We start from the raw sequence: 24,972 nt of genomic DNA, 5'->3' as shown, positions 1-24,972 counted from the left end.
ACCCAGTCTGGGGCTGCTTTTTTACTGCATCTACTTAATCACAATCAATCCCAGAATTCAAGCCCCGCAACAAATGTCACTTCTTATACCTATTCTGTTTCTGCTATTTTGATTAGCTATTTTTAACATTTTTACATAACAAGTTCGGTAGAGCCAAATTTACCCTTGGTAATTGGTAGATTTTTTCCCAATTGTAGAGACGTTGTACACGTCTCTACAATATCCCCTTATCAATTATCTAATGGGCTAAATCTGGGAAAACCTCCTGCACAGCAGGATGCACCAACCGATGATTCTGTACATTCACACCCCTCGCCAAAGCAGGGTCTAATTCTAATGCTTTCATGCCTTGATTCGCCAATTTCAAGACATAGGGTAAGGTACTATTATTAAGTGCCTGAGTTGCAGTCCAGGGAACTGCTCCCGGCATATTAGGAACGCCGTAATGAACAACACCTTCCTCTATATATGTAGGATTAGTGTGAGAAGTAGGGCGCAGCGTCTCCACACATCCACCTTGGTCTACAGCCACATCTACAATTACCGAACCAGGAAGCATCTGTTTTACTAAACTTCTCGGTACGAGGATGGGGGCGCGACGGCCTAAGACTAACACTGCACCAATAAGTAAGTCGGCTTCTCTGACAACCGCTTCAATTTGCAGAGAGTTACTATAAAGCAGTTCAACTCTGGAACCAAAGAGGGTTTCCAAATAAGCTAAACGCTCGACATTGACATCCAAAATCTGCACATGAGCGCCTACGCCTACCGCCATTCTTGCGGCTTCTGTACCAACGACGCCGCCTCCTAAAATTACGACTTTACCAGGACGAACGCCAGGAACGCCGCCTAAGAGAACTCCGCGACCTCCTTGCTGGCGTTCGAGAAATCTTGCCCCAAATTGGACGGCGAGGCGACCAGCAATGATACTCATGGGGGTGAGGAGGGGCAGAGTTTTTTTGTCTGGTATTTCTACGGTTTCGTAAGCGATCGCGCAAACTCCACTATCAATCAAATTCTCAGTTAAAGTCCGATCTGCTGCTAAGTGTAAATAAGTAAACAGTAGCTGCTCTTTGTGGATAAACTCGTACTCGTGCTTGAGTGGTTCTTTCACCTTAACCACGAGTTCTCGACTCCAAGCATCCTTAGCTTGGGAGACAATTTTCGCCCCAGCAAGAATAAAATCTTCATCGGTGAAGCCAGCACCAACACCAGCGCCGCTTTCCACAAATACTGCATGACCATTTTCATACAACACCCGGACGCTGCTAGGACTTAACCCGACTCGAAATTCTTGATCTTTGGTTTCCTTGGGAACGCCAATTTCCATTTCTTACCTCGATGATTAGCTTCGTTATTATTGACTGTATTTACAACTAATATTTATTAGTTGCACATTGGAAAAGTTACTCTATAAAGGTATAGAGAGTTGAAGTTTTACTTTTCTTCAACTGAATTTTTGTGTATTTGTCTCTATGCAAAGAGTGAAGTTTTTCTCTCCTATTCGGGAGAAGCCTTTTAAGAAGGCTGCTATAACAATTATAATTGAGTTATGAAAGTTACAATTTCCACCAAACTCGGTAACTTTATCAAAACCAGGTTTCTTTGGCTTCACAAAGCATAAAAGAATTGCTATCTCCTATGGAAAGCATTTAAAAGCCAAAACAGAAAATCTCAAAATTCCGTTGCAGATGAAGTAACTGCCCCACCCAAAGCAAGCTAAGGCATGGTCATCACAGAAGTTTATGAGATTTTCTGCTTTCCCATTGACTCAAGGACTAGCACCTTTAAAATATATTAAGGATTGTAAAATACTCTAGAAGCATCAAGAAGTAAGGATTGCCAAACTATGACCCAACTTCAACCGACCGTCACTCCCAAGCTGGAGCAGCCAAAGTTTGGCTTTAATGATTACGCAGAGCGCTTGAATGGTCGAGCAGCAATGATTGGCTTTCTGCTGATGGTGATTATCGAATACGTGACCGGGAAAGGTGTACTATCCTGGCTGGGCTTGCAATAATCAGGAATCTTGACGTTAGGACTGAGGAATGAGGGAGAAGATAAGCGATAGGATATGTCTTATTCACTCAGCACTCAGTCCGCGATAGAAGCGCCGCGAGAGCTAATATGGCTCAGTCTGGGAGCAGCCGATGTGTGATGCTTGTTTTCTTTCAGGCTCCTGGCTGCTAGATGAGATAACCTGAAATTAGAATAAATACTATAGGGAATAGAGTAAGTCGTGATGAATGCTTTGATGCCTAGATTTTTGAAGTCAGCTTACCGTAAAGAACCAATTACCAGTTTTATTGTCATTGTTGGTGCCGTAGATGCAGTGATTGGTGGAGTGGATCAAAGCTGGTCATTGCTGACCTTTGGAGTGGCGATGGTGGGGATAGCGATCGCTCTGCGGTGGTGGCAGCAGCAGCAGCATGAAGTTGAACCCCAACCCCAAAAAGCACAACGCTATCTCCCCGCTTCTTCCCCCCGGACTGCTTTACCTACACTGAGTGCATCTAAGCACAATCCACGCCAGTAAAGACTTTGTAAGCATACAAGAATGATAGCCACTTCTACTTCAGGTAAATGGCTGAAAATTGGTGAAGTTGCAGATCGTAGTGGTCTTTCGGTGAAAACTATTCGCTACTACGAAGATATTGGGCTATTGTCGCCAGTGGTGAAACGAACAGAATCCGGCTATCGACTGTTTAGTAGCGAGATAATTAATCGGCTGGCGTTCATCAAGCGATCGCAATCTCTCGGACTCAGTTTGGGCGAGATACAAGAAATTTTAGCTGTCCACGATGGGGGTGAGTTGCCTTGTGGTGCATTAAAACAGCATCTGCTTTCCAAAGTAGACGCGATCGCTTCTCAAATTGAATCCCTCGAAATCCTCAAAGCTGAACTACAAGGGTTACTCTCTGGTTGGCAAGACCGTCCACCCGCTCATCGCATCGATCGGACTATTTGCCCAAATATCCAAGATTAAAGGCAAAACAAAAAAGGTAAAAAATCAGAATGAAAAGGGACAGGTGCCAAAATTTAAAGTTACGTACATCGAGAAAAATAGAAAAACGTAATATATTTTACACTTTTCTCTTTTTTCCTACTTTTGTCTTTTGCCTTTTACCTTTCGCCTTTGTTCAAGTTAAGGCTCAGACTGAAATTCCCCAGGTTCTGCCGTCTGAAACTTTAGACACCTTACTACCTCAAGCCTGGAGAAATGTGCAGCTTATCCGCACACTCAAAGGTCACTCCACAACTGTTGAATCCTTAGCCTTCAGTCCTGATGGGACAATTCTTATTAGTGGGGGCAGTGACAATGAGGGCAGAATTAGATTTTGGTGGTTGAAAACAGGGAGGCAAGTTTCTAGCCTCCGGGCGCATCGTCGGGCAGTTCTTGCCTTAAAATTTAGCCCCGATGGAGAAACATTGACCAGTTCTAGTAATGACTCCTCGCTCAATTTTTGGAACTGGAAAACTGGAAAATATACTCGTACCTTTTTAGACCATACGAGTAACATTTTGTCAACAGCAATCACGCCAGATAATGAAATTCTGGTGACAGGTGCTTTGGATGGAATTAGAGCATGGAATCTGAAGACACAGCGCCCTATATATACTTTGGTGCGGTTTGATAACCAAACCTACGCTGTAGCGGCTAGTTCGCAAGGAGATATCCTTGCAAGTGGGGGTAGAGACCCAGTAATTAAACTGTGGAACATAAGGACTGGAAGCTCCATTGGTTCAATTCCGGGGCATTCTGGTGCAATCAGCACCCTGGCATTTGACCCTAGAGGTAATATTTTGGTCAGTGGCAGCTATGACCGCACAATTAAAGTTTGGAATTTAACAACTGCGCGATCGCTCTACACGCTTTCGGGACATACAGGCTTGATTCGGGCTATTGCCATCCATCCTTCGGGAGAAATGCTTGCTAGTGCCAGTCGTGATGGTGTCCGCTTGTGGAATCTGAGAACTGGGGAGCTAATAGCCTTACTTGTAGGACATTCAGACTGGGTGAACTCGGTAGCTTTTAGTCCTGATGGAAGCACCCTTGCTACTGGCGGTTTTGATAGAACAATTAAAATTTGGCAAGTTCCCGGCACACAAACCGATACTCAAGTAAGGAAATAGATTGTTTGACCTCTCCCCCAACCCCTCACCTGGAAGGAGAGAAAAGTTTCACCCCCTTCCCAGAAAAAAAGTTCTTCTTTGAGGGGCAATTCTTTAGGTCTGTGTTGGGGGCTTCTGTAGGGACATTGCCATGTCCCTGTTGTGGACTGAACATTATAATCGCGATATATTCCAGCCAACGGAGAAACGCTATATAACGCTATATAGAGGTTAGGAGTCCAGTTTTGGGAAAACTAATTTTAGTTTTTTATAAGACTTAGGAAGTAAAGACTGGTGATGATTGACAATGCCAGCGAAGTAAGTAGTATAAATGATTACAAAAAACCAGCGGTAGAGCGTTTTTTCAATCTATCCCTAGAGATGCTTTGTATCGCTGATGCTGATGGATATTTTCAGCACCTAAACCCAGCATGGGAAAAAACGCTAGGCTTCACTCTCTGCGCGAACTCCAACACACTCAAGCTCAACTGATTGGAACTGAGTTTTTAATTGCCATCCCAATTTGCCAACGCCAATAGTGAACAAAAATTTTCATCCAACGCTTGTGCGCGCGAGAGTGCATGAACCTGTCACACAAAAAAACAGAGGGAAGTTAACCTTCCCTCTGTTTGATTTTTTGTTGTTTTCAGCTTCGCCCTGGTCTTTTAGCTTTTTCCGGAGCATCTGCTGTTGCTTTTTCAGTTGTCTAGCTCTTGCAGACCCGCCTTTACCTTTGTCGTTTCTCCCCTGTTTGCGGGGAGATTCCCAGCTTTTTAGTCTCATGGTTATGGCCCCTAATCCAACATCTGATACCCGCAGCCCCCTTTTTAAGGGGGCTTCTAATAATTGAAGAGTGGGCAGGGAGAGAATCGAACTCTCACAACCTTGCGGTCGTCAGATTTTGAGTCTGATGCGTCTACCAGTTTCGCCACCCGCCCTTGGGTTTAGCTTTATCATTATAGCCTATTGAATGCTGTTCTAGCAAGTTTTGGTATTCTTGGCTACTTGCCCAGCGATCAATTTCTCTAGCCCGTAAAACTGGGACTGGGTGGGAGAGTTGGGCTGTTTGGGCTGATTTGAGCATTTCACCTAGCTGGTTGTTGCTGATATCGTCGTAAGCTTTGGCTTGGGCTAAAAATGCCTCCAGGTTTAGTTGAGGCGCGATCGCGGGTGAACCTCCCGCAAGTTTCATTAAAACGGAACTCACTACTCTAGGGTTTTGGGTGGCTAGTAGTGCAGCGCGATCGCACGTAAACTCAGCACATCGCAACCACTCCATCATCTGCGATCGCACGCTTTCAGCTACTACACTCCCCCAAGTGGGAATTAATCCCGCCGCTAACACGATAATATTCAACGGTGTCAGGTAAACCCCATGTTCGCATTTGAGGTGTCCCAATTCATGGGCAATTACTGCCTGAATTTCTTCCTGTGTCAGCATATCAATTAACGAGGTATGCAACACGATAAACGGTTGCTTCCCTCGCATGGCAAATGTGTAGGCGTTTGGCGCTGGATGCTGGCGCACATACAGTTGCGGTGGTTCGAGATCCAGAATCTGGCAAGCTTCTAACAGCAGTTTGTGCAGATGCGGCAGCTGTTGAGGCCCGACTAGCACTCCCGCCGCTATATTTTCTAGGTAAAAAACTTGTTCTGCTAGCGGCCCCAGCAGATTCCGCACTAGCATATCCAACCCCGGCACCTGTTTCAAGGCTGTGGTTGCCTCCAAATCCAGCGGATGGCGGAACTTGTCTGCGGAAAGACCAATTAACGGTGTCTTTGTTGGCAACATGGAGACAATCTCAAAAAATAAGGCTTTTATGTGGTGCTGTTCTGGTTCTTGGCTTTGGTTATTGCCCCTAGAACAGGTAATACTCAATTAGTATAGCGAGGGATCTAGGATTTTCGTTGCTATTGTCTGCCTTCACGGTGACAAATTGTTGTAATTTTTTATACGTCTTTTTATACCGTATATGGTATATTTAAATAATGGAAATCTGTACTTTACCAACAGATACACATATTTCTATTATTCAAAAAATCGTTTTCAAGTAAATAATATCATTAAAATAGAGGAAAAAGATAGCTGTTTTTTCAAAGAAAAGAAAGTAAAAAAACAGCTTGATTTAATGAGAGTAGAATTAGGCAAATAACCAATTTTTGACTTTAGTTAAACTATCCCAGTCAGGTTTTCTGGAGAAGCCATCGGCGATACTTTCTTCAACGTCTTCGCGTAATTCAGATTCAATCGCGATCGCACGCCCAGCGACTTCAACGTGTTGGCGGACACCCTTTTGTCCAGTTTCGAGCATAGCGAGCGCCAAGTTAATCCGAGCTTGAGGATCGGCGGGATTCAACTTGACAGCTTTTTGAGCAGCTTTTGCAGCCAAAGATGGGTTGTTATCCAACAAATATAACCAAGACAGACAAACCCAGGCAGCATTTGTTTTAGGGGAGCGATCGCAAATTTCCTTAAAAACAGGAATCAAAGTATCCGGGCCTTCACCCGCTTTATAGCGTTCCAGTCCGGTATCGAAAAGGTCGTTAACTTGCTCGGTCATTTTAAAAAGGCAATCAAGTAAAAAGTAATTCGTACTTGGGGACTGGGAAGAAGAAAAATTTGCATTCTTGTTTTACCCAGTCCCCAGTCCCTAGTCCCCATCCAATTTAGACACCAAAAGACTTACCACAGCCACAGTTTTGAGCAGCATTGGGATTGGTGAATTGAAAGCCGCCGCCAATCATAGCATCGCTGTAGTCAAGCACTAAGCCATAGAGATATAGCATACTCTTGGGGTCACAGACAATTTTGAAGCCCTCGTAGTCGTAAATCTCATCATTTTCCTGGATTTTGCTGGCATCTTCAAAATCCATCATGTAAGACATTCCCGAACAGCCTCCTTGGCGGACACCGACGCGCAGGCACAAATCCTTACCTTGTTTCTCCCGCAATTGAAGAACGTGCTTTAGAGCCGCTTCTGTCAACTGTATACCTCGTGTTTGCGACTGAGTTGCTTGTGTCATCGCGCTCATTCGACTCCTATTTGCTGTTTGTTATAGACGATTTTGAGTAAACCAGCCCACTGTATTAATTTTATCGAACATTGCTAAGCATACATGGACTAGCGAAGCAAAGCTTTTTATTAGCTATGGTAACGATCGCTCATATAGCAGGGCTATAGCCAAGAGAAATTGTATAGCAGTGTACATAAAAGCGGGCAAAATAGAAGTTTATTAAGCAGACGGTATATAGACGATTAGTATTTAAAATGAGGATCTACCAACATAAAGCGCAGACCGCTTTTTCCTTCACTCAGTTGGCTTAGTATATGTCTGTTCTCAATCGCTCTACCCTTCGTCGGCTCAAAACACTACACCAAATTCCCAGCGTCTGGGAGGGCGATCGCCGTCGATTATCCGCTGGCATGGCACAAAGCTTAGAGTCGGATACTCAGGAAGATGGTGACTGCATTGTTTGGTTAGATGGTGTCGAAGGCATGGTGCGGGCAATGGATATGGTAACGTCCGAAACCGGGCCCGAAGCAATGGTTCGCGCCTTGTTGCGTGCAATGGAGTATCCTCATAGCCCAGCAAAACCAGCCCGACCTCAGAAAATAATAGTCCGCGATCGCGAAGTACAGTTTTATCTGCGGGGTATTCTTCAGGATCTAGATATTGCTATTGATTATGTACCAGAGTTGCCTCTGGTTGACGAGCTGTTTCGCTCTTTTCAGGAGATGTCCAGCACTCGTCCGCCGAAGCTACCACCAGAGTATGTGGAGTTACTGGAGGAAAAGGCTCAGGAAATTTGGGAAGATGCACCTTGGGAAATGCTGGCTGACCACCAAATTATCTCAATTGAAATTAACCAGTGGGATGTTGGTACTCTTTACGCCTCGGTGATGGGAATGCTGGGCATGGAGTACGGAATTTTGTTGTATCGTTCTCTTGATTCTCTAAAGCGATTTCGGGCTTCAGTCTTAGCAAAGGAGTCTTTTGAGGAACTAGAAGAAGCATTTTTAGGACAAGATTGCTTGTTTATGACCTTCGAGAAGGCTGAAGATGACTTCGATGAAGATGAAGACGAGGACGAAATAGATTTATCTGACTTAGCCCTATCAGAAATAGGGCCAAGTTTCGGCAACGTGCATCCTTTGGAGGGAATGCGACCGTTTTTGTATGAAGAAGAAGCGATCGCAGTTTATTTTGCACTGGAAGCTTTACATCGCTTTTTCCGCGCATCCCATCGCCAACTCTCCGACGACAAGTTCCCCAGCCTCACCAAACGCTTCCGCATCGCCACACCCCCAGCCGTAGAACCAAAGCAAACTCTCTCGGTAAAGGTGCAAACTGTGCCAGAAGTGGCGGCGGAACTGTTTAATATGGCCCAGTTGGCCGCGGAGGATGAGGACGAGGACGAATTCGACGACGAATTCGACGATGAATTCGAGGATATGACGGTGCCGTTGCGGGATGATTTGATACCGAAAGGTTCTTTCTTCAGTCTGGGGATGATGACTTGGGAACGGCTGGACTTGCTGCGTCAGACAGCAGAACATTATCAGCCTAAGGATATCGCGGCGGCGGGAGAAGGTTTGCCTGTAATTTTGATTCAAACCTCCCGTCCGAAGGCAAAGGAGTTGATTGAAAAGATCCAGGGTGCCGGAGGGCTGAAAGGAGTATGCTTTAATCCGGGAGAAGATCCTGAAGAAGGGGATCTCTACGACTTGGGAATCTTACAAACTGAAAATGGCAATATGTACCTTTTTGGTGAGTTTACAGGAGATGACCCTGTTCATATCGAAGCCCGTCGCAAGTGGGATCAGCGTTGTCAGAAAACGAAAGGCTACTGTGGCGTGATTATTGCCAGAGGGCTAAAAGGCGCATCGAAGGGAAATCCTCAGCTTGGTGACATGATGGCATTATTTGAAGCGCGATCGCTCTCCTCTGAAGAATTAGGCTTGGGTATGCTTCAGCTAATCCCTCAGTTCGGCTTTGAGTTGGAATAAAGTAGGGGCAGTGTTTCCCCGCCCCTACTAACTTCGATACTCAACCCTTGATCCATTTATGGAAACTGCTATGCCTTCCCTGAAAACGGATAATCAAACTCTATATGAGACTGATTACCTGCAATGGATTGAAAAAACTGTCGAAAAATTGCAGAGTCAGGACTATGGAAACGTGGACTGGGAAAACCTCATTGAGGAAATTGAAGACATAGGGAGGAGCGAGCGCAGAAGCCTGAAGAGTAATCTTCTTGTCGTTTTGCTTCACCTACTCAAGTGGCAATTTCAGCCCGAACGTAGAAGCGGTAGCTGGGAAGGTAGTATTGTTGAACACCGCAGGCGGGTTAGGGAAGCTCTTAGCGATTCGCCTAGTCTTCAACCCTATCTCGAAACCATTTTTGCTGATTGTTACGCCCAAGCTGTTAAACAAGCAAAAGCTGAAACTGGCTTGTCATTAGAGACATTTCCAATTCTCAGTCCCTATTCTCTCTCAGAAGTAATTGATGATAATTTTTTACCTCGCTTCACTACAGAGTCGGGGCAGTAATTTTAGCTGCTGCCCGTCTTGGAGTAACCATTCTTAGTTAAACTTTGTAAAGAAGTTGAAAAGGACAGATTGAATGCGGGTTGCAATCGTCGGGGCGGGATTGGCTGGAATGGCTGCGGCAGTCGATCTAGTCGATGCTGGTTATGAAGTCGAAATCTTCGAGTCTCGTCCGTTTGTCGGGGGAAAAGCTGGCAGTTGGGTAGATGCCGATGGCAATCATGTTGAGATGGGGTTGCACGTCTTCTTTGGTAACTACTACCAGCTATTTGAATTGTTTAAGAAGGTGGGGGCATTTGAGAATCTCCACCGGAAAGAACACGTCCACACCTTTATCAACAAAGGCGGCGTTACGGGGGCATTAGATTTTCGCTTCATCACAGGTGCGCCTTTCAATGGCTTGAAGGCGTTTTTCACGACATCGCAACTGTCATTGCAGGATAAAGTACAGAATGCGATCGCTCTCGGCACCAGTACAATCGTGCGCGGTCTGGTAGATTTCGAGGGGTCGATGAAAACCATTCGCTCTCTTGATAAAATCAGCTTTGCTGACTGGTTCCGCAGTCACGGCGGTAGCAATGGCAGCATCAAGCGGATGTGGAACCCGATAGCCTACGCACTCGGTTTTATCGATTGCGAGAATATTTCTGCCCGTTGTATGTTGACAATATTCCAGATGTTTGCATCTAGAACTGAGGCGTCGGTATTGCGAATGCTGTGCGGTTCTCCTGATGAATATCTGCACAAGCCGATTATTAAATATTTGGAAGCAAGAGGCGCGAAAATCCACACTCGTCGCCAGTTAAGAGAAATTCTGTTTTCCGGGGAAGGCAACGAGACGCGAGTTACTGGTTTCCGAATTGCCAAAGGCGATGGGGAAGAAACCATCACCGCTGATGCTTATGTCTGCGCCTGCGATGTACCGGGAATCAAGCGCATTATCCCGCAAGATTGGCGGAAATGGTCGGAATTTGACAATATTTATAAACTGGATGCAGTGCCAGTGGCAACAGTTCAGTTACGGTTTGATGGTTGGGTGACTGAGTTACACAACCAGGCAGAACGGAAACAGACGGATCATGCGGCGGGGATAGATAATCTGTTATATACGGCGGATGCTGACTTTTCCTGTTTTTCCGATTTAGCTTTAACCAGTCCATCGGATTATTATCGAGAGGGCGAAGGTTCTCTGTTGCAACTGGTGCTGACTCCGGGAGATCCGTTTATCAAGGAAAGTAATGAAGCGATCGCGCAACACGTCCTCAAACAAGTACACGATCTCTTCCCCTCTTCCCGTGAGTTAAACATGACCTGGTACAGTGTGGTTAAGTTGGCTCAGTCTCTCTATCGCGAAGCACCGGGGATGGATGTGTATCGTCCGCAACAAAAAACCCCAATAGCAAATTTCTTCCTTGCGGGTAGTTATACGCAGCAAGATTACATCGATAGTATGGAAGGAGCAACTTTGTCTGGTCGTCGGGCTGCTAAGGAGATTTTGGAGAATATTAAGGTGGAGGTAAGTGAGTTGTCTGCGGTTTAACAGGAAGAAAAGGAATAATAAGTAGAAAAATAAATGTCAGATTGGTTAGAGCATAGTGTGCAGGTAGAAGTTCCAATTCCTATTGATGAGGTGTGGAATCTTTGGTCTGATTTGGAACAGATGCCGCGTTGGATGAAGTGGATTGATTCTGTTAAGGTTTTGGAGGAAGATCCAACTCTATCTCGCTGGAAGCTAGCGACTGGTGGATTAGAATTCAGCTGGTTAGCCCGGATTGTGAAAATGGAACCAAATCAGATTATTCAGTGGGAATCTGTTGATGGTTTACCTAATCGGGGTGCGATTCGATTTTACGATCGCAAGGATAGTAGTATCGTTAAACTGACCGTGGCTTACGGTATTCCGGGCTGGCTTGGCAAGCTGGTAGATAATCTATTTCTAGGGCGGGCTGTTGAATCAACTATCCAAGCTGATTTAGATCGTTTTCGAGAATATGCTATCCAATATCAAGCTAAATCGTCATCAGGAAATTGAGTAGGCTGGCTTCGGAGAACGAAAACCAGCCCTAGGAATTCTTAACCGAAATGTTTTGATAGTTAACGAACTGGTACAAAGCTGATACCTACAAGTATCAAACCACCAACCAAACACACCAAATACACGCTTAATAAAGACAGCCTGCTGTTCCAATTAGAATGGGATTCACCACAGCGTTGGGCGATATCTTTTACCATTTTGTATTTTTGAGCAAAAGGTAGGGAACCGTAGCCAGACTTTTTAAGGGTGCGGAAAATAGCCAGCAGTACACTATCAGAATCGTTAGTTGATTGTGGTAGTTCTCGCCGCAGTTTTCTCAAGATTTTGGCGCTGCGGAAACTAGCAGGAATGGTGAAGGCAATTAGCAATCCCAGGAAAATAAAAATCGCACTCGCCGAACCCAAACTCACGCCTACAAAAACCAGAAGACCAACTGCGAAAAGTTTGAAGAAAACATCTGTGTAAGGATGGCGGGAAAATATTAGTAAATCTAAGATACGTCCGCCATCCAGGGGCAATATAGGCAGTAAATTGAAGTAATTGATGATCATCAGCAAGCCGATAGCCTCGTGCAACCCTAAAGAGCGTTGGAGAGAATCGGGAATTGCCAAAGCGATCGCACTCCCTAAGATTATCCCCGGAACGGGCCCTGCCAACAACACCATCACTTTTTCTGGCAGCGTAGCATCATCTTTGCGTCCGGTAGCAGCAGCACCGAATAAGGGTAAGAAGAAAATCGAGGTGTCTTTATAACCAAACGCTTTCATCGCCAAAAAGTGACCCATTTCGTGGAGAAATAGCACAGCGATGAGGATAAGCAGTGTCTGCAAGTCGAAAAACGGTATAAAGGAAACAGCAAACACTGCCAAACTACCAAGCAACAACCAGGACTTTATCCCCTTTCTGGTGCGTCCCCGTTCTATGCGTTCCATCCGACGAAATCCCTCAACTTCCACCTGTTCAGGAATTTCTACGGTGACAGAGGGATTTATTTTTGCCTTGGAAGTCCACTTTTTGAGAAGATTAGTATACTTGTTGCTTTCCCGTCCCATTTTGACGGCTGCTTTGAAAGCTGCAAGCCCTTTGAGTTCAAATAGCTGCGTGTTTTTGATTGGTGACAATTCGCCTAATTTTACCAGACTGTCGAGGTAGGCAGCATGATGCGATCGCAATGTCTCTATAAATTTCTCTGGAGACATTTTTTGGGGCGTTTTCGTCAATTCCAGCTTAGTTTTATGAACTTGCCACTGCTGTTGTGTTTCCACAACATAAGGATCTTGAAGAATTGTATTCGGTATCTTTCCAATAACACCGAAAGCCTGCCCATTCATTGTTTGTAGCAGGATATTATCTTCCAAAAAGGTGAAAAAATTAATAGTGAAAAGCTTAACCGATTCGGGTAGACTACGAATATCTACACTGGCAAATGTCTTAAACTCCTCGTTATATAGAAGCATTTGCCAAGTCTTCGAGGCATCCAGATACGTCATTTGAGCGACGTTCAAATAGCAACAGAACCTAAAGTCTAATTGTTCAAGTTCTAGCAAGGGAATCTCAAATAAATCTCTAATATAGACGGGTATCTGGTCTTTATCTGTAAAATCGTAGTTGATGTACTGAAGAGTCAAACCCAAAAGACGCTGAAAAATAATCAAATAGCGTCCTATTATCAGCAAACAATAGATTGCTAATCCGTAAAGTAAATATTCCATTTTTTTCCCCAACCTTGTGTCCGGTTTGCTACCAGGCGGGATCAACGTAGAGATTGATAGTTAACTGCTCGCTCCCTGCCGGGACTGCCGTAATACAAGCACAGATGGTATCTTTGCCCTCGACCTCCACTTCGCAGGCGTGACACGAACCCATTAGGCAGCCAGTGGGAATGAACACCCCAGCCCGCTCTGCTACCTGTAATAACGGTTCTCCTGCCTTAGCGTCAACCGTAACATCATCAGGTAAAAAATGTACGCGGATACTCATAGTCGCTAATTGAAGGATTGCTAATTGTTGAAAAGCCATTAGCTAATAGCTAATAACTAATAAGTTAGGACTACAAAAATAAGTTCAAATCCAGGTGAGCCATAACCGCATCTGCTAGCGAGTCCAAAACTGCTTCTCGCTGTTCGCGGTAGTTAGCAACTCCTGTGGCGAGAGACGGAAGTCCCCGCTGCTGCCGCAGATTATTTAACCAGGAGCGTCGCCAAGGGCCATTATCAAAAATACCGTGCAGATAAGTTCCGATAACTGATTGATTCGCATCGACAATTCCCAAATTAGGATCGTCAAATAACGGTTTGCAGAAGGAGTGTTTTTGTGCGTATGCAGAGGCTGGGTTTATTTCTTCCGATTCCAGCAGCCGGGTGCGTCCCTGATGGATTTCGTAACCTGTAACTGGTAAACCAGACTGAGGATAGTTAGAAGTTACAAGTCGCTGGCGGGCGATTTTCTGGGCTGTGAGGACGGTTTTTACAGGTAACAATTCCAGACCTTTAAAGCGTCCCGTTTCTCCTTCAATTCCTTCTGGATCGGCGAGAAATTTGCCCAGCATCTGGAAACCACCACAGATTCCCAGAATAGTGCCACCTGCTGCTGCATAATTTTGAATTGCCTGTGCCATGCCAGTTTTTTGCAGAACCAGCAAGTCAGCGATGGTGGTTTTGGAACCGGGAATAATTACGGCATCCGGATGTCCCAAGGTATCTTTGGGGCTAAGGTATTTTACCGTGACGCTGGGTTCGGCTTCTAGGGGGTCGAAGTCGGTGAAGTTAGAAATTCGGGGAAGGCGGATAACGGCAATAGTGAGATCGCTTTGAGTCTTGGTGGTGCGACGGTCGAACAAGTCTAAAGAATCTTCAGCGGGGAAAGCATTGTCTATCCAGGGAATCACACCAACAACGGGAATGCCAGTGCGTTTTTCCAGCCAAGTGATGCCGGAGTCTAGAAGCGATCGCTGTCCGCGAAATTTATTTATGACAACACCTTTGATTAGCGCCCGTTCCTCTGGTTCTAGCAACTCCAGAGTCCCCACCACATGGGCAAAAGCGCCGCCCCGGTCGATATCCACCACCAGCATAGTTGCGGCGTTTAAATGCTTTGCCACCCGCATATTAGCCATGTCGCGGTGCTTGAGGTTAATTTCTGCGGGGCTACCTGCTCCCTCGCACACCAGCAGATCGAATTCTTCCGAGAGACGTTGCAGGGATTCTTCAACTGCTTGCCAACCGATGTCAAAATACTGCTCGTAGTATTCTGCGGCACCCGCTACCCCGACGGCTTTACCCTTGATAATAACCTGCGAAGTCATGTCCCCTTGGGGCTTGAGTAAAATCGGGTTCATCTCTACCCAAGGTGTCACCCCAGATGCCCAAGCTTGCACTGCCTGAGCATAACCAATTTCTCCTCCGGTGGGTGTCACGTAGGAATTGAGCGCCATATTCTGCGCCTTGAAGGGAGCAACCCGCCAACCGCGCCGCGATAGAATCCGGCACAGGCAGGCAGTTATTAGTGATTTTCCTGCGTGGGAAGTTGTCCCCACAACCATAATGGCTTTCATACGAGTTATCAGTTAGGAGTTACGAGTTATCAGTTAGGAGTTACGAGTTATCAGTTAGGAGCCAGGAGTGATTAGAAAACTGGCAACTGACAATTCAAAACAGTCGAAACCAACGATTTAACGCATTATAGAAGCGATCGCTTAAAGACGGAGCAGGCACTACACCTCCCTGTTTCTCCCAGTTTTCTACCAGTTGGCGTCCCAAGGGCGTGAGGCGGAAGCTATCCGTGATGCCTTGTCCATCCACTTCTCGTCGCAGAATGCCCACCTGGATCAGCCAAGATAGGTAATTTTCTGCGCCTAACTCGCGCAATGGCTTGCGGGTGTATTGGTGCTGCACACCTGAAGAAACGATTGCTCCCAAAGGAACGCTTGTAGAACGCATCGCCGCAAACAAAGGCAGCAGGAAGGGAGAACAACGCATCGCCCGTTCGGCCCTTTTTATACTTTGAGGGGAATACTGAATTGCGGGGGAGCTTTTCGCTGCAACAGAATTCATAGTCAATACCAGTAAACAGCAGGAAATTTAAAGTAGCGATCGCTGCCAATGCCCTTTTTACATTGACTTATTTTTGCAGTCTGCGGAGAGTGGTTTTTTCTTGTAGCCTGAGACTTACTGCCGTCAACTACCTTAACCTAACCCAAGCGCGATCGTAAAATATTGTAAAATCTTATGGCTTAAACGATCGTAACCCAGAAGGAAACAGAATCTATGGCTTTAGCAGTTGGTACGATGGCACCTGCCTTCACAGCCAAAGACACCAACGGTAACACCGTTTCTCTATCTGATTTTTCGGGGAAAACGGTAATTCTGTATTTTTATCCCAAAGACGATACTCCAGGCTGCACCAAACAAGCTTGCAGTTTTCGGGATGCCTATACAGACTATCAGGGCAAAAATATTGTAGTGCTGGGTGTCAGCAAAGATGATGAGAACTCGCACCAGAAATTCACCGAGAAATTCAATCTGCCTTTTCCCCTACTAGCAGATGTTGATGGCAGCATTATCAAAGCTTATGACGTTGAAGGTAGCAGTGGTTATGCCCAGCGCGTAACCTATGTTATTGATGGTGGCGGCAAGATTATTCATGTCGATTCCAGCGTTAATACTGCTTCTCACGCGAGTGATATTTTAGCGGCACTTGCTTCTTAAGCTGAGTGCAAGGTAAGCTAACCAATTAATAAAAAAGGGGCATTTATTATGCCCCTTTTTTATTTGCAGTTGTAAGTGGGTTAGAGGAACGAAACCCAGCACCCAAAATCATTTGTTAGGTTTCGTTCCTACACAGTTTGCTAAAAGATTAATTCTGCGTTGGTGTATTTGTAACTGGGTTTGCCTGATTGTTCGGGGAAGCTTGATTTTGATTGCGAAGCCGCTCTAATTGTATACGCCTAAACTCATCGGCGGCAGTATTTATGTTTTGACGCTGTTCGATAGAATACTCATTCAAATCGCGAGGATTGCCCAGCGTGGCTCGATGAATTAAGTCTAAAACACCGAAAGAACTTCCATTGTCACTTCGAGAAAACGGATCTGTATTTTGCTCGTTTTGGAAGGTATCTGAAGGTTTTACTTCCCCTGGTGGAGTTAGAGTTGATTGAGCTAATGTTGCTTGAGGCAGCAGGCAAGAGAGGACTCCCATGCCAGCAAGGACACCGAAAACCAGCTGGGTTTTTATCTTCATGGCAATTTGGGGTATAACACGCTACTCATGATTGTACGTTAAGCAAAGCGGCGACGCAGCAGGGGTTGAATTGCTAGTAATACTAGAGCATCGAAACCGATAAGCACTAGCAGAGCTGCCCCAAAAGTTACAGTCCCCCACGGAGCCTGCATTACCGCACTACCGAGTCCCCAGTCGCTATGAAGATATAGGTAGCGAATTGACTCAATTGCGTAGCTGAGGGGGTTGAGGGTAGCAACTATCTGCAACCATTTGGGCATGAATGACAAGGGAGCGAGGGCAGTGCTGGCAAATAGTAGCGGCAAGTTAGTAACAAAAATTACCGCAATTAGCTCAACGTGACCGGGTAAAGCAAAAGTCAAACCAAGGCTTAAAGCAGTTACGCCGACAACGAGCAGGAAGACAATTAGAGCGATCGCGCTCAACCCCAGTATATTTGGCAACCCTGCACCAAGCAAAGCACTAGCTGTAACAATTACAGCCGTTTGGATAAAGCTCAAAGCGATGATGTAAATAGCTGAAGCCGCAACAATCGAGAATCGGGAAGCTAGAGGAGCCACCAACAAACGGTTAAGAAACCCGAATTCTCGGTCAAACATTACTGGCAAACCAGCATTCAGCGCTCCCGCAAAGGCGGTAAAAACAATTACTCCAGCACCGAGAAATTGTCCGTAGCTGAGACTATTACCAAACAAGCCTTGAGGCGCATTTTGAAACAGCGCCCCGAACAAAACTAACCACATCAGCGGTTGAATTATCCCAGCGATTAGAGTTGAGGGACGGCGTTGCAACTGTATAAACAAACGCTTTGTTAAAGCCAGAGTTTCTTGAATAAAATCGCCAAACAAACTGGATGCAACTGGTTGACTAGGGGTTTGTGGCTGCAAACGAATGTCAGGTTTTGGAGGCGTTAACGTACTACTCATCTGAATCTCCCTATGATAATTGTCGGGAGGCTGAGCCTCCCAAACCTCTTTCCTGGCCTGCGGACTGGGAACGAGATATCAAAGCTATGCCTTGATGTAAAATCTAAACCTATCGCATATTTTGTTTCTTCTCAGCCTTGGGATCGCGGCTAGCAGATGCTGCAAGTTCAGCATCCATCAAAGTTTTACCCGTAGCAGCCAGGTAAACATCATCTAAACTAGGTCTAGCTTGGGCAATGCCAAAAGTCGGTAAGCCTGCTGATTGTAATGATTGCTGAATCGTTATCAAAGCGTCACTTTGTGGCTTCACCACTAAATTTAGAGAGTTACCTTGAGCGCCATTGATAATTACTTCTTGCACAAAAGGTAAAGATATTAACATATCTTTGGCTTTTTGGGCTTCCTCGATCGGGGAAAACTCGCGGATGCGGAGAGTAATGCGATCGCCTCCTACTTTATCCTTTAACTCAGACGGCGTTCCAGAGGCAATTACCACACCTTTGTCAATAATCGCCACCCGATCCGCCAGCGCGTCAATTTCCTCTAAATAATGGCTGGTAATTAACACAGATGTACCACTCGCCCGCAGCTGGCGTAAAAAGTCCCAAACCACCACACGGCTTTCAATATCCAATCCCACCGTCGGTTCATCTAAAACCAAGACATCCGGCTGATGCAACAACCCAGCTGCCAAATCTAGACGCTTGCGTAAACCGCCAGAGTAAGTACCAGTCTTTTTATCGGCGTATTCATGCAATCCCAGTAAACCCAGCACCGCTTCAATTCTCTGTTTCGCGACCGCACCGGGGAGGTGGTAAAGTGCAGCGGACAGTTGTAGCATTTCCCGCCCAGTTAGCACTTTATCCAGCGCCACTTCCTGAGCCACATAACCTAGTCTAGCCCTTGCCGCTCTAGGATTATCCATAACCGAGATGCCAGATACCTCAACTTTGCCAGCATCAGGCTTGGTCAAGGTACACAAGACACGCAGAGTCGTAGTTTTCCCAGCACCATTTGGCCCTAGAAGACCAAAAATTTCACCAGGTTCGACCTGAAAAGAAACGTTTTTAACGGCTTCTACTGAACCGTAGCGTTTGGCGAGCTTTTCGATTAAAACAGCGGGAGCCATAGATGTCCCAATTTTACAAATCTAAACAATCTTTATTTCTATTCTAACGGGCGAAGGATGCAGGGATTAAGCCAATAGTTCATCAATGGCGACACTAAAGCCTGGTAGAACCTTTTGGGTACTAGCCACCTCACCCGCAGCAAACCACAACCGCTGCGGGTGAGGTATCACAAATATGTAACAATTCTCAGGGAACACCAGCCAAACTTCGTCGCAACCAGACTGGAGATATTCCCTAGCTTTAGCAAACAAATCAAGAGCTAAATCAGTCGGTGAAACTATTTCAGCAACTAGCGGGAAACTCTGCGGCAAAACGTCAGTATTGTCAAACTGATCTACCAGTTCCGGTGTGAGATAAGCTACATCAGGACGACGACCCTGTTTGTGGGTGCGACATGGCACGTCGGTATAGACTTTTCCGCCTTGTCCACTGGAAATCGCGTAACTTTTCCAATAAAAAGCTAAATTAGCCTGAATTTCACTATGTTCTAGCGTCATCCCATTTTTCTCGACGAGTTGACCATCCACCCATTCCATACCATCAGGCGGATTTCGCATAAAATCTTCCAGAGAGAAAACCCCAGTTTCATCTTCCAAAGAGACAACAGAGGTTGTAGTTAAAATTGCATTCGCCATAACAACCTACCCCAATCGCAACACTCACCAAAATTATCTCTTTCCTCAGCGCCTCTGCGGTTCGTATTAAGCCGGATGAAAATAATCGTATATTTCCTGAGCCAAACGCGGGCCAATACCGGAAACCTCAGCCAGCTGCTTTGGTGACGCTTCCCGGATATAATCAACCGAGCGAAAATGCGCCAAAAGTTCCTTTTGTCGTTGGAAACCCAAGCCCGGAATTTCATCCAAACGCGATCGCCTTAACTTATCACTTCGCTGCTGACGGTGGAAACTGACAGCAAAACGGTGCGCTTCATCCCGCAATCGCCGCAAAAGTTGCACGCCCGGTTGTTCCGCATCTGTCTGAAGTGGTAAAGATTCACCAGGTAAGAAAATCTCTTCTCGCTGTTTAGCAAGACTCACGACTCGCAAATCTTCCATCAAATTCATCTCTTGCAAAACAGCGACAACCGATGAAAGCTGACCTTTTCCACCGTCAATCATCACCACATCAGGCCAATCTGAATTTCCCACTCGTTGTAATTGTGGATCTTCAGCATACTTGCGAAAACGCCGCCCAATGACTTCCGCAAGACTAGCAAAGTCGTCAGAGTGACCAGATGTAACAGTGGGATTCTTAATTTTATAGTGGCGATAGTGCTGCTTTGCGGGCAAGCCGTCAATAAACACTACTTGCGACGCTACAGCATTCGACCCTTGGATGTGGGAAATGTCGTAACCTTCGATGCGGTGAGGTAAATCTGGCAAATCCAGAATCGCTGCTAAATCTTGCATCGCTTGTTCGTTGCGATCGCCTACTCGTTGCATCCGCGCCAGTTCGTGTTGGGCGTTGCGCTCCACCATCTCAACCAATTCTGCCTTAGTTTGGCGCTGCGGCGCGAGAATACTAACTTTTCGCCCTTTGCGTTCCGTTAAGAATTCCCCCAGCATCTCGCCTTCTGGCAATTCATGCTGCACTAGAATTTCTGTGGGGATTTCCACAGACTCAGCGTTTTGGTAATGATCGTCCAAAACTCGCTGCAAAATTGCTCCCGGAGTTCCTGAGTCCGCCTCAGCAACAAAGCCTAAACGTCCCACCAGTTTTCCCGCCCGAATCTGGAACAATTGAATGCAGGCGTGTTTTTCGTCAGCGGCCAGAGCGATCGCATCCCGCGAAACGGTATCATCTGGCAAAGACACTTTTTGGTCAGCTGTCAGCGACTTTAACCCCGCAATCTGATCGCGTTTCCTCGCCGCCGCCTCAAAGTTTAATTCCGCCGCCGCTTGTTCCATTTGCGCTGTCAAGATGTCAATTAATTCGCCAGTGCGTCCCTGGAACACCATTGCTACTTTTTGCACTGTTTTATGGTATTCCTCTGGGGAAATAAGTTGTTGACAGACACCAGGACAGCGCCCGATGTCGTAATTTAGACAAGGACGATCTGTAAATAGCGGTTGCGGTCGTTGTCGCAGCAGAAATATTCGCTTGGCTACTCGCAGGATATTTCGCAACAGTCCTGCATCAGTGTAAGGCCCATAATACTTGTCTCCTTTTTTACCTATGCGCCGATTCCTGGTGATGAAAATACGGGGATATTGTTCTGACCAGGTGATCAGTACGTAGGGATATTTTTTATCATCCTTTAGGAGTACATTGAAGTAAGGTTGGTGCTGTTTGACAAGATTTGCCTCTAGCGCCAAGGCTTCGGCTTCGGTGTCGGTGACGATGAATTCAATCTCGGCAACCTGGCGTACCATCATCGCAATGCGATCGCTTAATTTCTGAGAGTCTCGGAAATAGGAACGAACGCGCGATCGCAACTTCTTCGATTTGCCGATGTAGAGAATGCGATCGCACCCATCCCGCATGATATAGACTCCCGGTTCTGGCGGAATCTCCTTCAGGCGATTCTCCAACCGTTCTGGATCTTTGACTAGCGGCAATGTTTTCCCCGCTGGGGTCATTCCAGCAGACGAGACATAACCGCTTTGAGTTGTAGCGGGGGATAACTCGTTCCCATCCCTCAGCATTTGCGGATCTGTCATAAACAAAGCACTCCTTGAAAGCAGTAGTCTTTAACTGGAATATGTCTTTGAGAAAAGGGTAGCGCGATCGCTATATCAGTAAAATCTCGCAAGGGCGATTTCGCACTTCAGTAGCATTTCACGCTAGGCATTCAAAAAAAGTAAAAATCTCAGTAATATTTCGCAACTAGCAATATTTTTGTATTCCCTATAACCTAATTTTAGATCAATTTTAAAGATTCGATAAAGCAATTACTCTTCCAGATAAATTTCTAGTGATTCATAAGATTTTTATCTGGAATAATTTAAATTATTTTTGTTGTTTGATATGCTGATATAGCTAAGTTATTTCTTTATTCACTACCTTGCACTCCAGGTCAAAGTCATGAAATTAGAAGAGTTTGAGGCTAACTACCGAAACGCTATGGATGAAACCCTCAATCAACTGCAAACAGTTGTTTTCTTATTATCGCGAGTCGAAACTCAGGTTGGAGAAATCAGCCACTCCATACAAGTTCTCAGCAGAACCGTGGAGGAATATATTAACAATAATAAAATTGAATGAATTGCCCCACCTAACAAGAAGCCTCTAAACTCCCCATCTGGAGTTCTTCTTGTATGGCTTGCTTCAAATCAACGATATTTACAGGTTTAACGATAAAGCGACGGGCGCCCAATCTAAGAGCTTTTTCTTTGTCTACTTGAAAAGCAAAGGCTGAAACAACAATTATAGGAATGTGCAGCCACTCTGTCCCTTCTTGGATTTGTTGAAGGATGGTATAACCATCGATATCCGGTAACTTCAAGTCTAGCAAAATCAATTCAGGTTGGAAGTCAACCAGCGCCTGAAAAAAGCCCGATCCCTCTGCCAATGCGAAAACTTCGTATCCCAGATATCCCAGGTAGTCATTCAGCAACTCTCGATTCATGGGACTATCCTCAACGATCAAAATTCGCTTGGCAGCTGCGGAGGCGCTGGAGTTTAATTCCTGGTTGGTCGTTGAACTTTGTGTTTCGCTGCTCATGATACGTTAGCTGTGAAGGATTGCTGAAAATTATATGAGCATTAACAAAATAATTTTGATTTATTGTACCTGAGGTTTCCTTAAAAATCTATTAAAATAAAAAATTATATTAAAATTGAGTTTAAAATGTATTAAAAACTCAATTTGCCTCAGAAACTAATCTTTTCCCATAGCCCGCATCTCTAGGATAGGTATTGCTCACACTTTGCTTAGTGATAGGCAATGGGGAAGATACGGTATGCACTATTTAATTATGTCCGCCTACTTATTGGCTAAGGAAATTATCCAAAACAGAAGAACTCTAACCTACTCGCAGCAAGGTTGAAATCAATTTGGATAAAATAGACAAGTAACTACATTCTTCAAAGCATTTTTCAACCACATTTTCTAAAGGAGTTTAACTTTGGCTTTGGTGCAATCGTCTTCTAATGCCAATGAATCTAAAGCACTTACCACTTTAGACCAGCTAGATAGCCCTCAAGAGTGGAATCTTTGTGACCTCTACAAAGGCTTTGACGATCCCCATCTGGCGCAAGATTTGCAGGTACTCCAGCAGGATGCAACCGAGTTTAGGCAAAATTACCGGGGAAAAGTCAGTTCCCTGACACCGGAAGAACTGGCGCAATGCCTGCAACAGCTAGAAGCATTGGCAGAAAAATCTGGTTATCTTTATGCCTTCCCTTCTCTGGTTTTCTCAGCGGATACGCGCAACAATGAGGCGAAGCAATTTCTAGATAAGGTGAGAGAAGCCTTAACTGGAATTGAAAACCAACTGCTGTTTTTTGACCTAGAATTGCAGGATTTAGACGCTGCTAAATTTAGCGAATTGCAGGGATCAGCAGCCTTATCTACCTACAGCCACTACTTAGATCGGATCGCCCAATATCGCCCTCACAAACTTTCTGAAGAAGTCGAGCAAACCCGTAATCAAGATAGTTTAACAGGTCGGCAAGCGTTTATTCAATTGCGTTCTATTCATCTCGGCGAGCAGGAGTATGAACCTGTTACCACGCCAGAGGGAAAAACATCTGATACCGAGGCGGAACTGGGTGCATTACTGTTTCATCCCTCATCTGAGGTGCGCTACAACGCTTATCGGTCGGTGCGGAAAGTGATGCAGCAGCACAACTTGCTGTATGGCTATATTTTAAACACTGTGACGCAAGATCATCGGCTGGAAAGTCAGATGCGATCGCACGCCTCGACGTTGCACAAACAACTGTTGGCGGATGAAGTCTCGGAGGCTGTGTTTCGGGCGATTATGGAAGGAACGCGATCGCGTTTTGATCTGTTCCAACGATACTACCAGCTCAAAGCAAAATCGCTGAATCAAGAAATCCGCATTTGCGACATCTATGCACCTTGGACAGATGGCGACGACCAGGCTGCGCCAATTGAGTACAAAAATGGTGTAGAAACCCTGCTCTCTGCTTTAGAACAGTTTGACATCAACTATGCTCGACGGGCAGAAGAATTTTTCGTTAAAAACTGGGTGGATGCCAAAGTGCGTCCCGGTAAGCGCGGCGGTGCCTTCTGCTCCTACACTCATGGTAAGCACAGTTACTTGTTGCTTTCTTACACAGAAGATTACAACTCTCTGTTTACCTTAGCGCACGAGATGGGGCATGGCTTGCACTTTGCCTGGATAGGCGATCGCCAAACCTATTTTAACAGTAATCCGCCAATGGTGCTGGCAGAAATTGCCTCAACCTTTAATGAATTGCTGTTGTTGGATTACTTGCTGAAAACCGCTGGCGACGACGAAAAACTTAAGCGATCGCTAATAACTCGGCAATTGGAAGATCAGCTAAATTTGCTATTCCGCCAAAGCACAATTAGCCGCTTAGAATTGGCAATTCACGAACGCGCTGTCGAAGGTAGTTTTGACCACAATTTTGTTAACGAAAAGTGGACGGAACTTTACCGCGAACTCTGCGGTGATACAGTGGAAATATTACCCGAACACCAGTATGATTGGGCGCGGATTGGCCACATCTACTTTAAACCGTTCTACTGCTATCAATACACAGCTTCCAACATTGTCAGTCTCGCTTGTTACCAAAAATATCTTCAGGTAGGCAAAGATTTTATTCCTGGCTACTTGGATCTATTAGCAGCAGGAGGAAGCATGAATCAGGTGGAAGCGTTACGCAAGTATGTGGGAATAGACATCGAAGATCCAGCTACAATTAGCGGTGCTTTGACTTATGTTGAGGGTCTTTTAGATCAGCTGCAAGCAACGCTTTAATCGCCGAAATTTCTCGTATTTCTCGCTACCAGGCTCAGCCTGGTAGCGTAGTTTAGGAGGCTCAA

General features: G+C 45.5%; 27 protein-coding genes and 1 tRNA gene. 12 read left to right on the top strand and 16 right to left on the bottom strand.

Features of this window, described 5'->3' with window-relative positions; all coding sequences use genetic code 11:
• Window positions 1-238: 238 nt before the first annotated feature.
• Complete coding sequence (gene ald / locus H6F74_RS15525; RefSeq protein ID WP_190442625.1) at window positions 239-1,330, bottom strand: alanine dehydrogenase; 1,092 nt, start codon at window positions 1,328-1,330, stop codon at window positions 239-241.
• 519 nt (window positions 1,331-1,849) lie between these two features.
• Here ald and H6F74_RS15520 point away from each other — a divergent pair.
• The 5 genes from H6F74_RS15520 (at window position 1,850) to H6F74_RS15500 (ending at window position 4,605) form a co-directional block, all read left to right on the top strand.
• Window positions 1,850-2,020 (top strand): chlorophyll a/b-binding protein, encoded by a 171-nt coding sequence (locus tag H6F74_RS15520; protein WP_190425002.1) that lies wholly within the window; start codon window positions 1,850-1,852, stop codon window positions 2,018-2,020.
• 222 nt (window positions 2,021-2,242) lie between these two features.
• On the top strand, window positions 2,243-2,536 hold the full coding sequence (locus tag H6F74_RS15515; protein ID WP_190442646.1) for a hypothetical protein: 294 nt from the start codon (window positions 2,243-2,245) through the stop codon (window positions 2,534-2,536).
• Between the two features lie 21 nt (window positions 2,537-2,557).
• On the top strand, window positions 2,558-2,986 hold the full coding sequence (locus tag H6F74_RS15510; protein ID WP_190442623.1) for a heavy metal-responsive transcriptional regulator: 429 nt from the start codon (window positions 2,558-2,560) through the stop codon (window positions 2,984-2,986).
• 236 nt (window positions 2,987-3,222) lie between these two features.
• Window positions 3,223-4,134: a WD40 repeat domain-containing protein gene (locus H6F74_RS15505; protein WP_199301265.1), complete on the top strand. Its 912-nt coding sequence runs from the start codon at window positions 3,223-3,225 to the stop codon at window positions 4,132-4,134.
• Between the two features lie 273 nt (window positions 4,135-4,407).
• Entirely contained in the window at window positions 4,408-4,605 is a 198-nt protein-coding gene (locus tag H6F74_RS15500; protein ID WP_190442619.1) for a hypothetical protein, read from the top strand.
• Window positions 4,606-4,665: 60 nt separating this feature from the next.
• On the opposite strand, the gene H6F74_RS31050 is transcribed toward H6F74_RS15500, so the two are convergent.
• The 5 genes from H6F74_RS31050 to H6F74_RS15480 form a co-directional block, all read right to left on the bottom strand.
• Window positions 4,666-4,896 (bottom strand): hypothetical protein, encoded by a 231-nt coding sequence (locus tag H6F74_RS31050; protein WP_347269521.1) that lies wholly within the window; start codon window positions 4,894-4,896, stop codon window positions 4,666-4,668.
• 71 nt (window positions 4,897-4,967) lie between these two features.
• Window positions 4,968-5,051, bottom strand: a tRNA-Leu gene (locus tag H6F74_RS15495).
• On the bottom strand, window positions 5,030-5,905 hold the full coding sequence (locus H6F74_RS15490) for a M48 family metallopeptidase (protein ID WP_190424990.1): 876 nt from the start codon (window positions 5,903-5,905) through the stop codon (window positions 5,030-5,032). Before H6F74_RS15490 ends, H6F74_RS15495 begins: the two co-directional genes overlap by 22 nt.
• 349 nt (window positions 5,906-6,254) lie before the next feature.
• A complete protein-coding gene (locus H6F74_RS15485; RefSeq protein WP_190442616.1) occupies window positions 6,255-6,674 on the bottom strand; it encodes a tetratricopeptide repeat protein in 420 nt (139 codons plus the stop codon).
• A 106-nt stretch (window positions 6,675-6,780) separates the two neighbouring features.
• Window positions 6,781-7,137, bottom strand: a complete 357-nt coding sequence (locus tag H6F74_RS15480) for an iron-sulfur cluster assembly accessory protein (protein ID WP_190424984.1) — start codon at window positions 7,135-7,137, stop codon at window positions 6,781-6,783.
• 305 nt (window positions 7,138-7,442) lie between these two features.
• On the opposite strand from H6F74_RS15480, the gene H6F74_RS15475 reads away from it, so the two are divergent.
• The 4 genes from H6F74_RS15475 (at window position 7,443) to H6F74_RS15460 (ending at window position 11,695) form a co-directional block, all read left to right on the top strand.
• A complete protein-coding gene (locus H6F74_RS15475; RefSeq protein WP_190442615.1) occupies window positions 7,443-9,122 on the top strand; it encodes a hypothetical protein in 1,680 nt (559 codons plus the stop codon).
• 58 nt (window positions 9,123-9,180) lie between these two features.
• On the top strand, window positions 9,181-9,666 hold the full coding sequence (locus H6F74_RS15470; protein ID WP_242022113.1) for a DUF29 domain-containing protein: 486 nt from the start codon (window positions 9,181-9,183) through the stop codon (window positions 9,664-9,666).
• A 73-nt stretch (window positions 9,667-9,739) separates the two neighbouring features.
• Window positions 9,740-11,203, top strand: coding sequence for a 9,9'-di-cis-zeta-carotene desaturase (gene zds / locus H6F74_RS15465; protein WP_190442611.1), 1,464 nt, complete (start codon window positions 9,740-9,742; stop codon window positions 11,201-11,203).
• A gap of 33 nt (window positions 11,204-11,236) precedes the next feature.
• Window positions 11,237-11,695: an SRPBCC family protein gene (locus tag H6F74_RS15460; protein ID WP_190442609.1), complete on the top strand. Its 459-nt coding sequence runs from the start codon at window positions 11,237-11,239 to the stop codon at window positions 11,693-11,695.
• Between the two features lie 62 nt (window positions 11,696-11,757).
• Here H6F74_RS15460 and H6F74_RS15455 read toward each other — a convergent pair whose 3' ends face one another.
• The 4 genes from H6F74_RS15455 to H6F74_RS15440 form a co-directional block, all read right to left on the bottom strand.
• On the bottom strand, window positions 11,758-13,410 hold the full coding sequence (locus H6F74_RS15455; protein ID WP_190442607.1) for a site-2 protease family protein: 1,653 nt from the start codon (window positions 13,408-13,410) through the stop codon (window positions 11,758-11,760).
• A gap of 28 nt (window positions 13,411-13,438) precedes the next feature.
• Entirely contained in the window at window positions 13,439-13,678 is a 240-nt protein-coding gene (locus H6F74_RS15450; RefSeq protein WP_190425062.1) for a 2Fe-2S iron-sulfur cluster-binding protein, read from the bottom strand.
• A 70-nt stretch (window positions 13,679-13,748) separates the two neighbouring features.
• The gene (gene cobQ, locus H6F74_RS15445) at window positions 13,749-15,251 is read right to left on the bottom strand and encodes a cobyric acid synthase CobQ (protein ID WP_190442605.1); all 1,503 of its coding nucleotides are present in this window, start codon (window positions 15,249-15,251) and stop codon (window positions 13,749-13,751) included.
• 94 nt (window positions 15,252-15,345) lie between these two features.
• Window positions 15,346-15,750 (bottom strand): Npun_F0494 family protein, encoded by a 405-nt coding sequence (locus tag H6F74_RS15440; protein WP_190442603.1) that lies wholly within the window; start codon window positions 15,748-15,750, stop codon window positions 15,346-15,348.
• Window positions 15,751-15,963: 213 nt separating this feature from the next.
• On the opposite strand from H6F74_RS15440, the gene H6F74_RS15435 reads away from it, so the two are divergent.
• The gene (locus H6F74_RS15435) at window positions 15,964-16,404 is read left to right on the top strand and encodes a peroxiredoxin (RefSeq protein WP_190442602.1); all 441 of its coding nucleotides are present in this window, start codon (window positions 15,964-15,966) and stop codon (window positions 16,402-16,404) included.
• Between the two features lie 148 nt (window positions 16,405-16,552).
• Here H6F74_RS15435 and H6F74_RS15430 read toward each other — a convergent pair whose 3' ends face one another.
• The 5 genes from H6F74_RS15430 to uvrC form a co-directional block, all read right to left on the bottom strand.
• Window positions 16,553-16,936 carry a hypothetical protein gene (locus tag H6F74_RS15430; protein ID WP_190442600.1) on the bottom strand — a complete coding sequence of 128 codons (384 nt, stop codon included), beginning with the start codon at window positions 16,934-16,936 and terminating at the stop codon, window positions 16,553-16,555.
• A gap of 38 nt (window positions 16,937-16,974) precedes the next feature.
• Window positions 16,975-17,862, bottom strand: coding sequence for an ABC transporter permease (locus H6F74_RS15425; protein ID WP_190442598.1), 888 nt, complete (start codon window positions 17,860-17,862; stop codon window positions 16,975-16,977).
• 109 nt (window positions 17,863-17,971) lie between these two features.
• Complete coding sequence (locus H6F74_RS15420) at window positions 17,972-18,991, bottom strand: ABC transporter ATP-binding protein (RefSeq protein ID WP_190442596.1); 1,020 nt, start codon at window positions 18,989-18,991, stop codon at window positions 17,972-17,974.
• Between the two features lie 66 nt (window positions 18,992-19,057).
• Window positions 19,058-19,627 (bottom strand): Uma2 family endonuclease, encoded by a 570-nt coding sequence (locus H6F74_RS15415; protein WP_190442594.1) that lies wholly within the window; start codon window positions 19,625-19,627, stop codon window positions 19,058-19,060.
• A gap of 66 nt (window positions 19,628-19,693) precedes the next feature.
• The gene (gene uvrC / locus H6F74_RS15410) at window positions 19,694-21,574 is read right to left on the bottom strand and encodes an excinuclease ABC subunit UvrC (RefSeq protein WP_190442645.1); all 1,881 of its coding nucleotides are present in this window, start codon (window positions 21,572-21,574) and stop codon (window positions 19,694-19,696) included.
• 445 nt (window positions 21,575-22,019) lie between these two features.
• On the opposite strand from uvrC, the gene H6F74_RS15405 reads away from it, so the two are divergent.
• On the top strand, window positions 22,020-22,199 hold the full coding sequence (locus H6F74_RS15405; RefSeq protein ID WP_190442592.1) for a hypothetical protein: 180 nt from the start codon (window positions 22,020-22,022) through the stop codon (window positions 22,197-22,199).
• A gap of 10 nt (window positions 22,200-22,209) precedes the next feature.
• Here H6F74_RS15405 and H6F74_RS15400 read toward each other — a convergent pair whose 3' ends face one another.
• Window positions 22,210-22,659 (bottom strand): response regulator, encoded by a 450-nt coding sequence (locus H6F74_RS15400; protein ID WP_190442590.1) that lies wholly within the window; start codon window positions 22,657-22,659, stop codon window positions 22,210-22,212.
• A 412-nt stretch (window positions 22,660-23,071) separates the two neighbouring features.
• Between H6F74_RS15400 and H6F74_RS15395 the strand changes: the two genes are divergently transcribed.
• Window positions 23,072-24,907, top strand: coding sequence for a M3 family metallopeptidase (locus H6F74_RS15395; protein WP_190442643.1), 1,836 nt, complete (start codon window positions 23,072-23,074; stop codon window positions 24,905-24,907).
• Window positions 24,908-24,972: the final 65 nt, after the last annotated feature.

Origin of the sequence: Trichocoleus sp. FACHB-90 (assembly GCF_014695505.1) — a bacterium.
GTDB lineage: Bacteria > Cyanobacteriota > Cyanobacteriia > Cyanobacteriales > FACHB-T130 > Funiculus > Funiculus sociatus.
This window is presented reverse-complemented; position numbering and strand designations above follow the sequence as displayed.

What these genes read in the sequence shown, in the direction of transcription:
- uvrC (WP_190442645.1), bottom strand. Translation starts at nt 21,574, where the DNA reads ATGACCCCAGCGGGGAAAACATTGCCGCTAGTCAAAGATCCAGAACGG.
- H6F74_RS15400 (WP_190442590.1), bottom strand. Translation starts at nt 22,659, where the DNA reads ATGAGCAGCGAAACACAAAGTTCAACGACCAACCAGGAATTAAACTCC.
- H6F74_RS31050 (WP_347269521.1), bottom strand. Translation starts at nt 4,896, where the DNA reads ATGAGACTAAAAAGCTGGGAATCTCCCCGCAAACAGGGGAGAAACGAC.
- H6F74_RS15460 (WP_190442609.1), top strand. Translation starts at nt 11,237, where the DNA reads ATGTCAGATTGGTTAGAGCATAGTGTGCAGGTAGAAGTTCCAATTCCT.
- H6F74_RS15415 (WP_190442594.1), bottom strand. Translation starts at nt 19,627, where the DNA reads ATGGCGAATGCAATTTTAACTACAACCTCTGTTGTCTCTTTGGAAGAT.
- H6F74_RS15470 (WP_242022113.1), top strand. Translation starts at nt 9,181, where the DNA reads ATGGAAACTGCTATGCCTTCCCTGAAAACGGATAATCAAACTCTATAT.
- cobQ (WP_190442605.1), bottom strand. Translation starts at nt 15,251, where the DNA reads ATGAAAGCCATTATGGTTGTGGGGACAACTTCCCACGCAGGAAAATCA.
- H6F74_RS15450 (WP_190425062.1), bottom strand. Translation starts at nt 13,678, where the DNA reads ATGAGTATCCGCGTACATTTTTTACCTGATGATGTTACGGTTGACGCT.
- H6F74_RS15515 (WP_190442646.1), top strand. Translation starts at nt 2,243, where the DNA reads ATGAATGCTTTGATGCCTAGATTTTTGAAGTCAGCTTACCGTAAAGAA.
- H6F74_RS15425 (WP_190442598.1), bottom strand. Translation starts at nt 17,862, where the DNA reads ATGAGTAGTACGTTAACGCCTCCAAAACCTGACATTCGTTTGCAGCCA.
- H6F74_RS15455 (WP_190442607.1), bottom strand. Translation starts at nt 13,410, where the DNA reads ATGGAATATTTACTTTACGGATTAGCAATCTATTGTTTGCTGATAATA.
- H6F74_RS15510 (WP_190442623.1), top strand. Translation starts at nt 2,558, where the DNA reads ATGATAGCCACTTCTACTTCAGGTAAATGGCTGAAAATTGGTGAAGTT.
- H6F74_RS15435 (WP_190442602.1), top strand. Translation starts at nt 15,964, where the DNA reads ATGGCTTTAGCAGTTGGTACGATGGCACCTGCCTTCACAGCCAAAGAC.
- H6F74_RS15475 (WP_190442615.1), top strand. Translation starts at nt 7,443, where the DNA reads ATGTCTGTTCTCAATCGCTCTACCCTTCGTCGGCTCAAAACACTACAC.
- H6F74_RS15430 (WP_190442600.1), bottom strand. Translation starts at nt 16,936, where the DNA reads ATGAAGATAAAAACCCAGCTGGTTTTCGGTGTCCTTGCTGGCATGGGA.
- H6F74_RS15405 (WP_190442592.1), top strand. Translation starts at nt 22,020, where the DNA reads ATGAAATTAGAAGAGTTTGAGGCTAACTACCGAAACGCTATGGATGAA.
- H6F74_RS15440 (WP_190442603.1), bottom strand. Translation starts at nt 15,750, where the DNA reads ATGAATTCTGTTGCAGCGAAAAGCTCCCCCGCAATTCAGTATTCCCCT.
- H6F74_RS15420 (WP_190442596.1), bottom strand. Translation starts at nt 18,991, where the DNA reads ATGGCTCCCGCTGTTTTAATCGAAAAGCTCGCCAAACGCTACGGTTCA.
- H6F74_RS15480 (WP_190424984.1), bottom strand. Translation starts at nt 7,137, where the DNA reads ATGACACAAGCAACTCAGTCGCAAACACGAGGTATACAGTTGACAGAA.
- H6F74_RS15485 (WP_190442616.1), bottom strand. Translation starts at nt 6,674, where the DNA reads ATGACCGAGCAAGTTAACGACCTTTTCGATACCGGACTGGAACGCTAT.
- ald (WP_190442625.1), bottom strand. Translation starts at nt 1,330, where the DNA reads ATGGAAATTGGCGTTCCCAAGGAAACCAAAGATCAAGAATTTCGAGTC.
- zds (WP_190442611.1), top strand. Translation starts at nt 9,740, where the DNA reads ATGCGGGTTGCAATCGTCGGGGCGGGATTGGCTGGAATGGCTGCGGCA.
- H6F74_RS15490 (WP_190424990.1), bottom strand. Translation starts at nt 5,905, where the DNA reads ATGTTGCCAACAAAGACACCGTTAATTGGTCTTTCCGCAGACAAGTTC.
- H6F74_RS15520 (WP_190425002.1), top strand. Translation starts at nt 1,850, where the DNA reads ATGACCCAACTTCAACCGACCGTCACTCCCAAGCTGGAGCAGCCAAAG.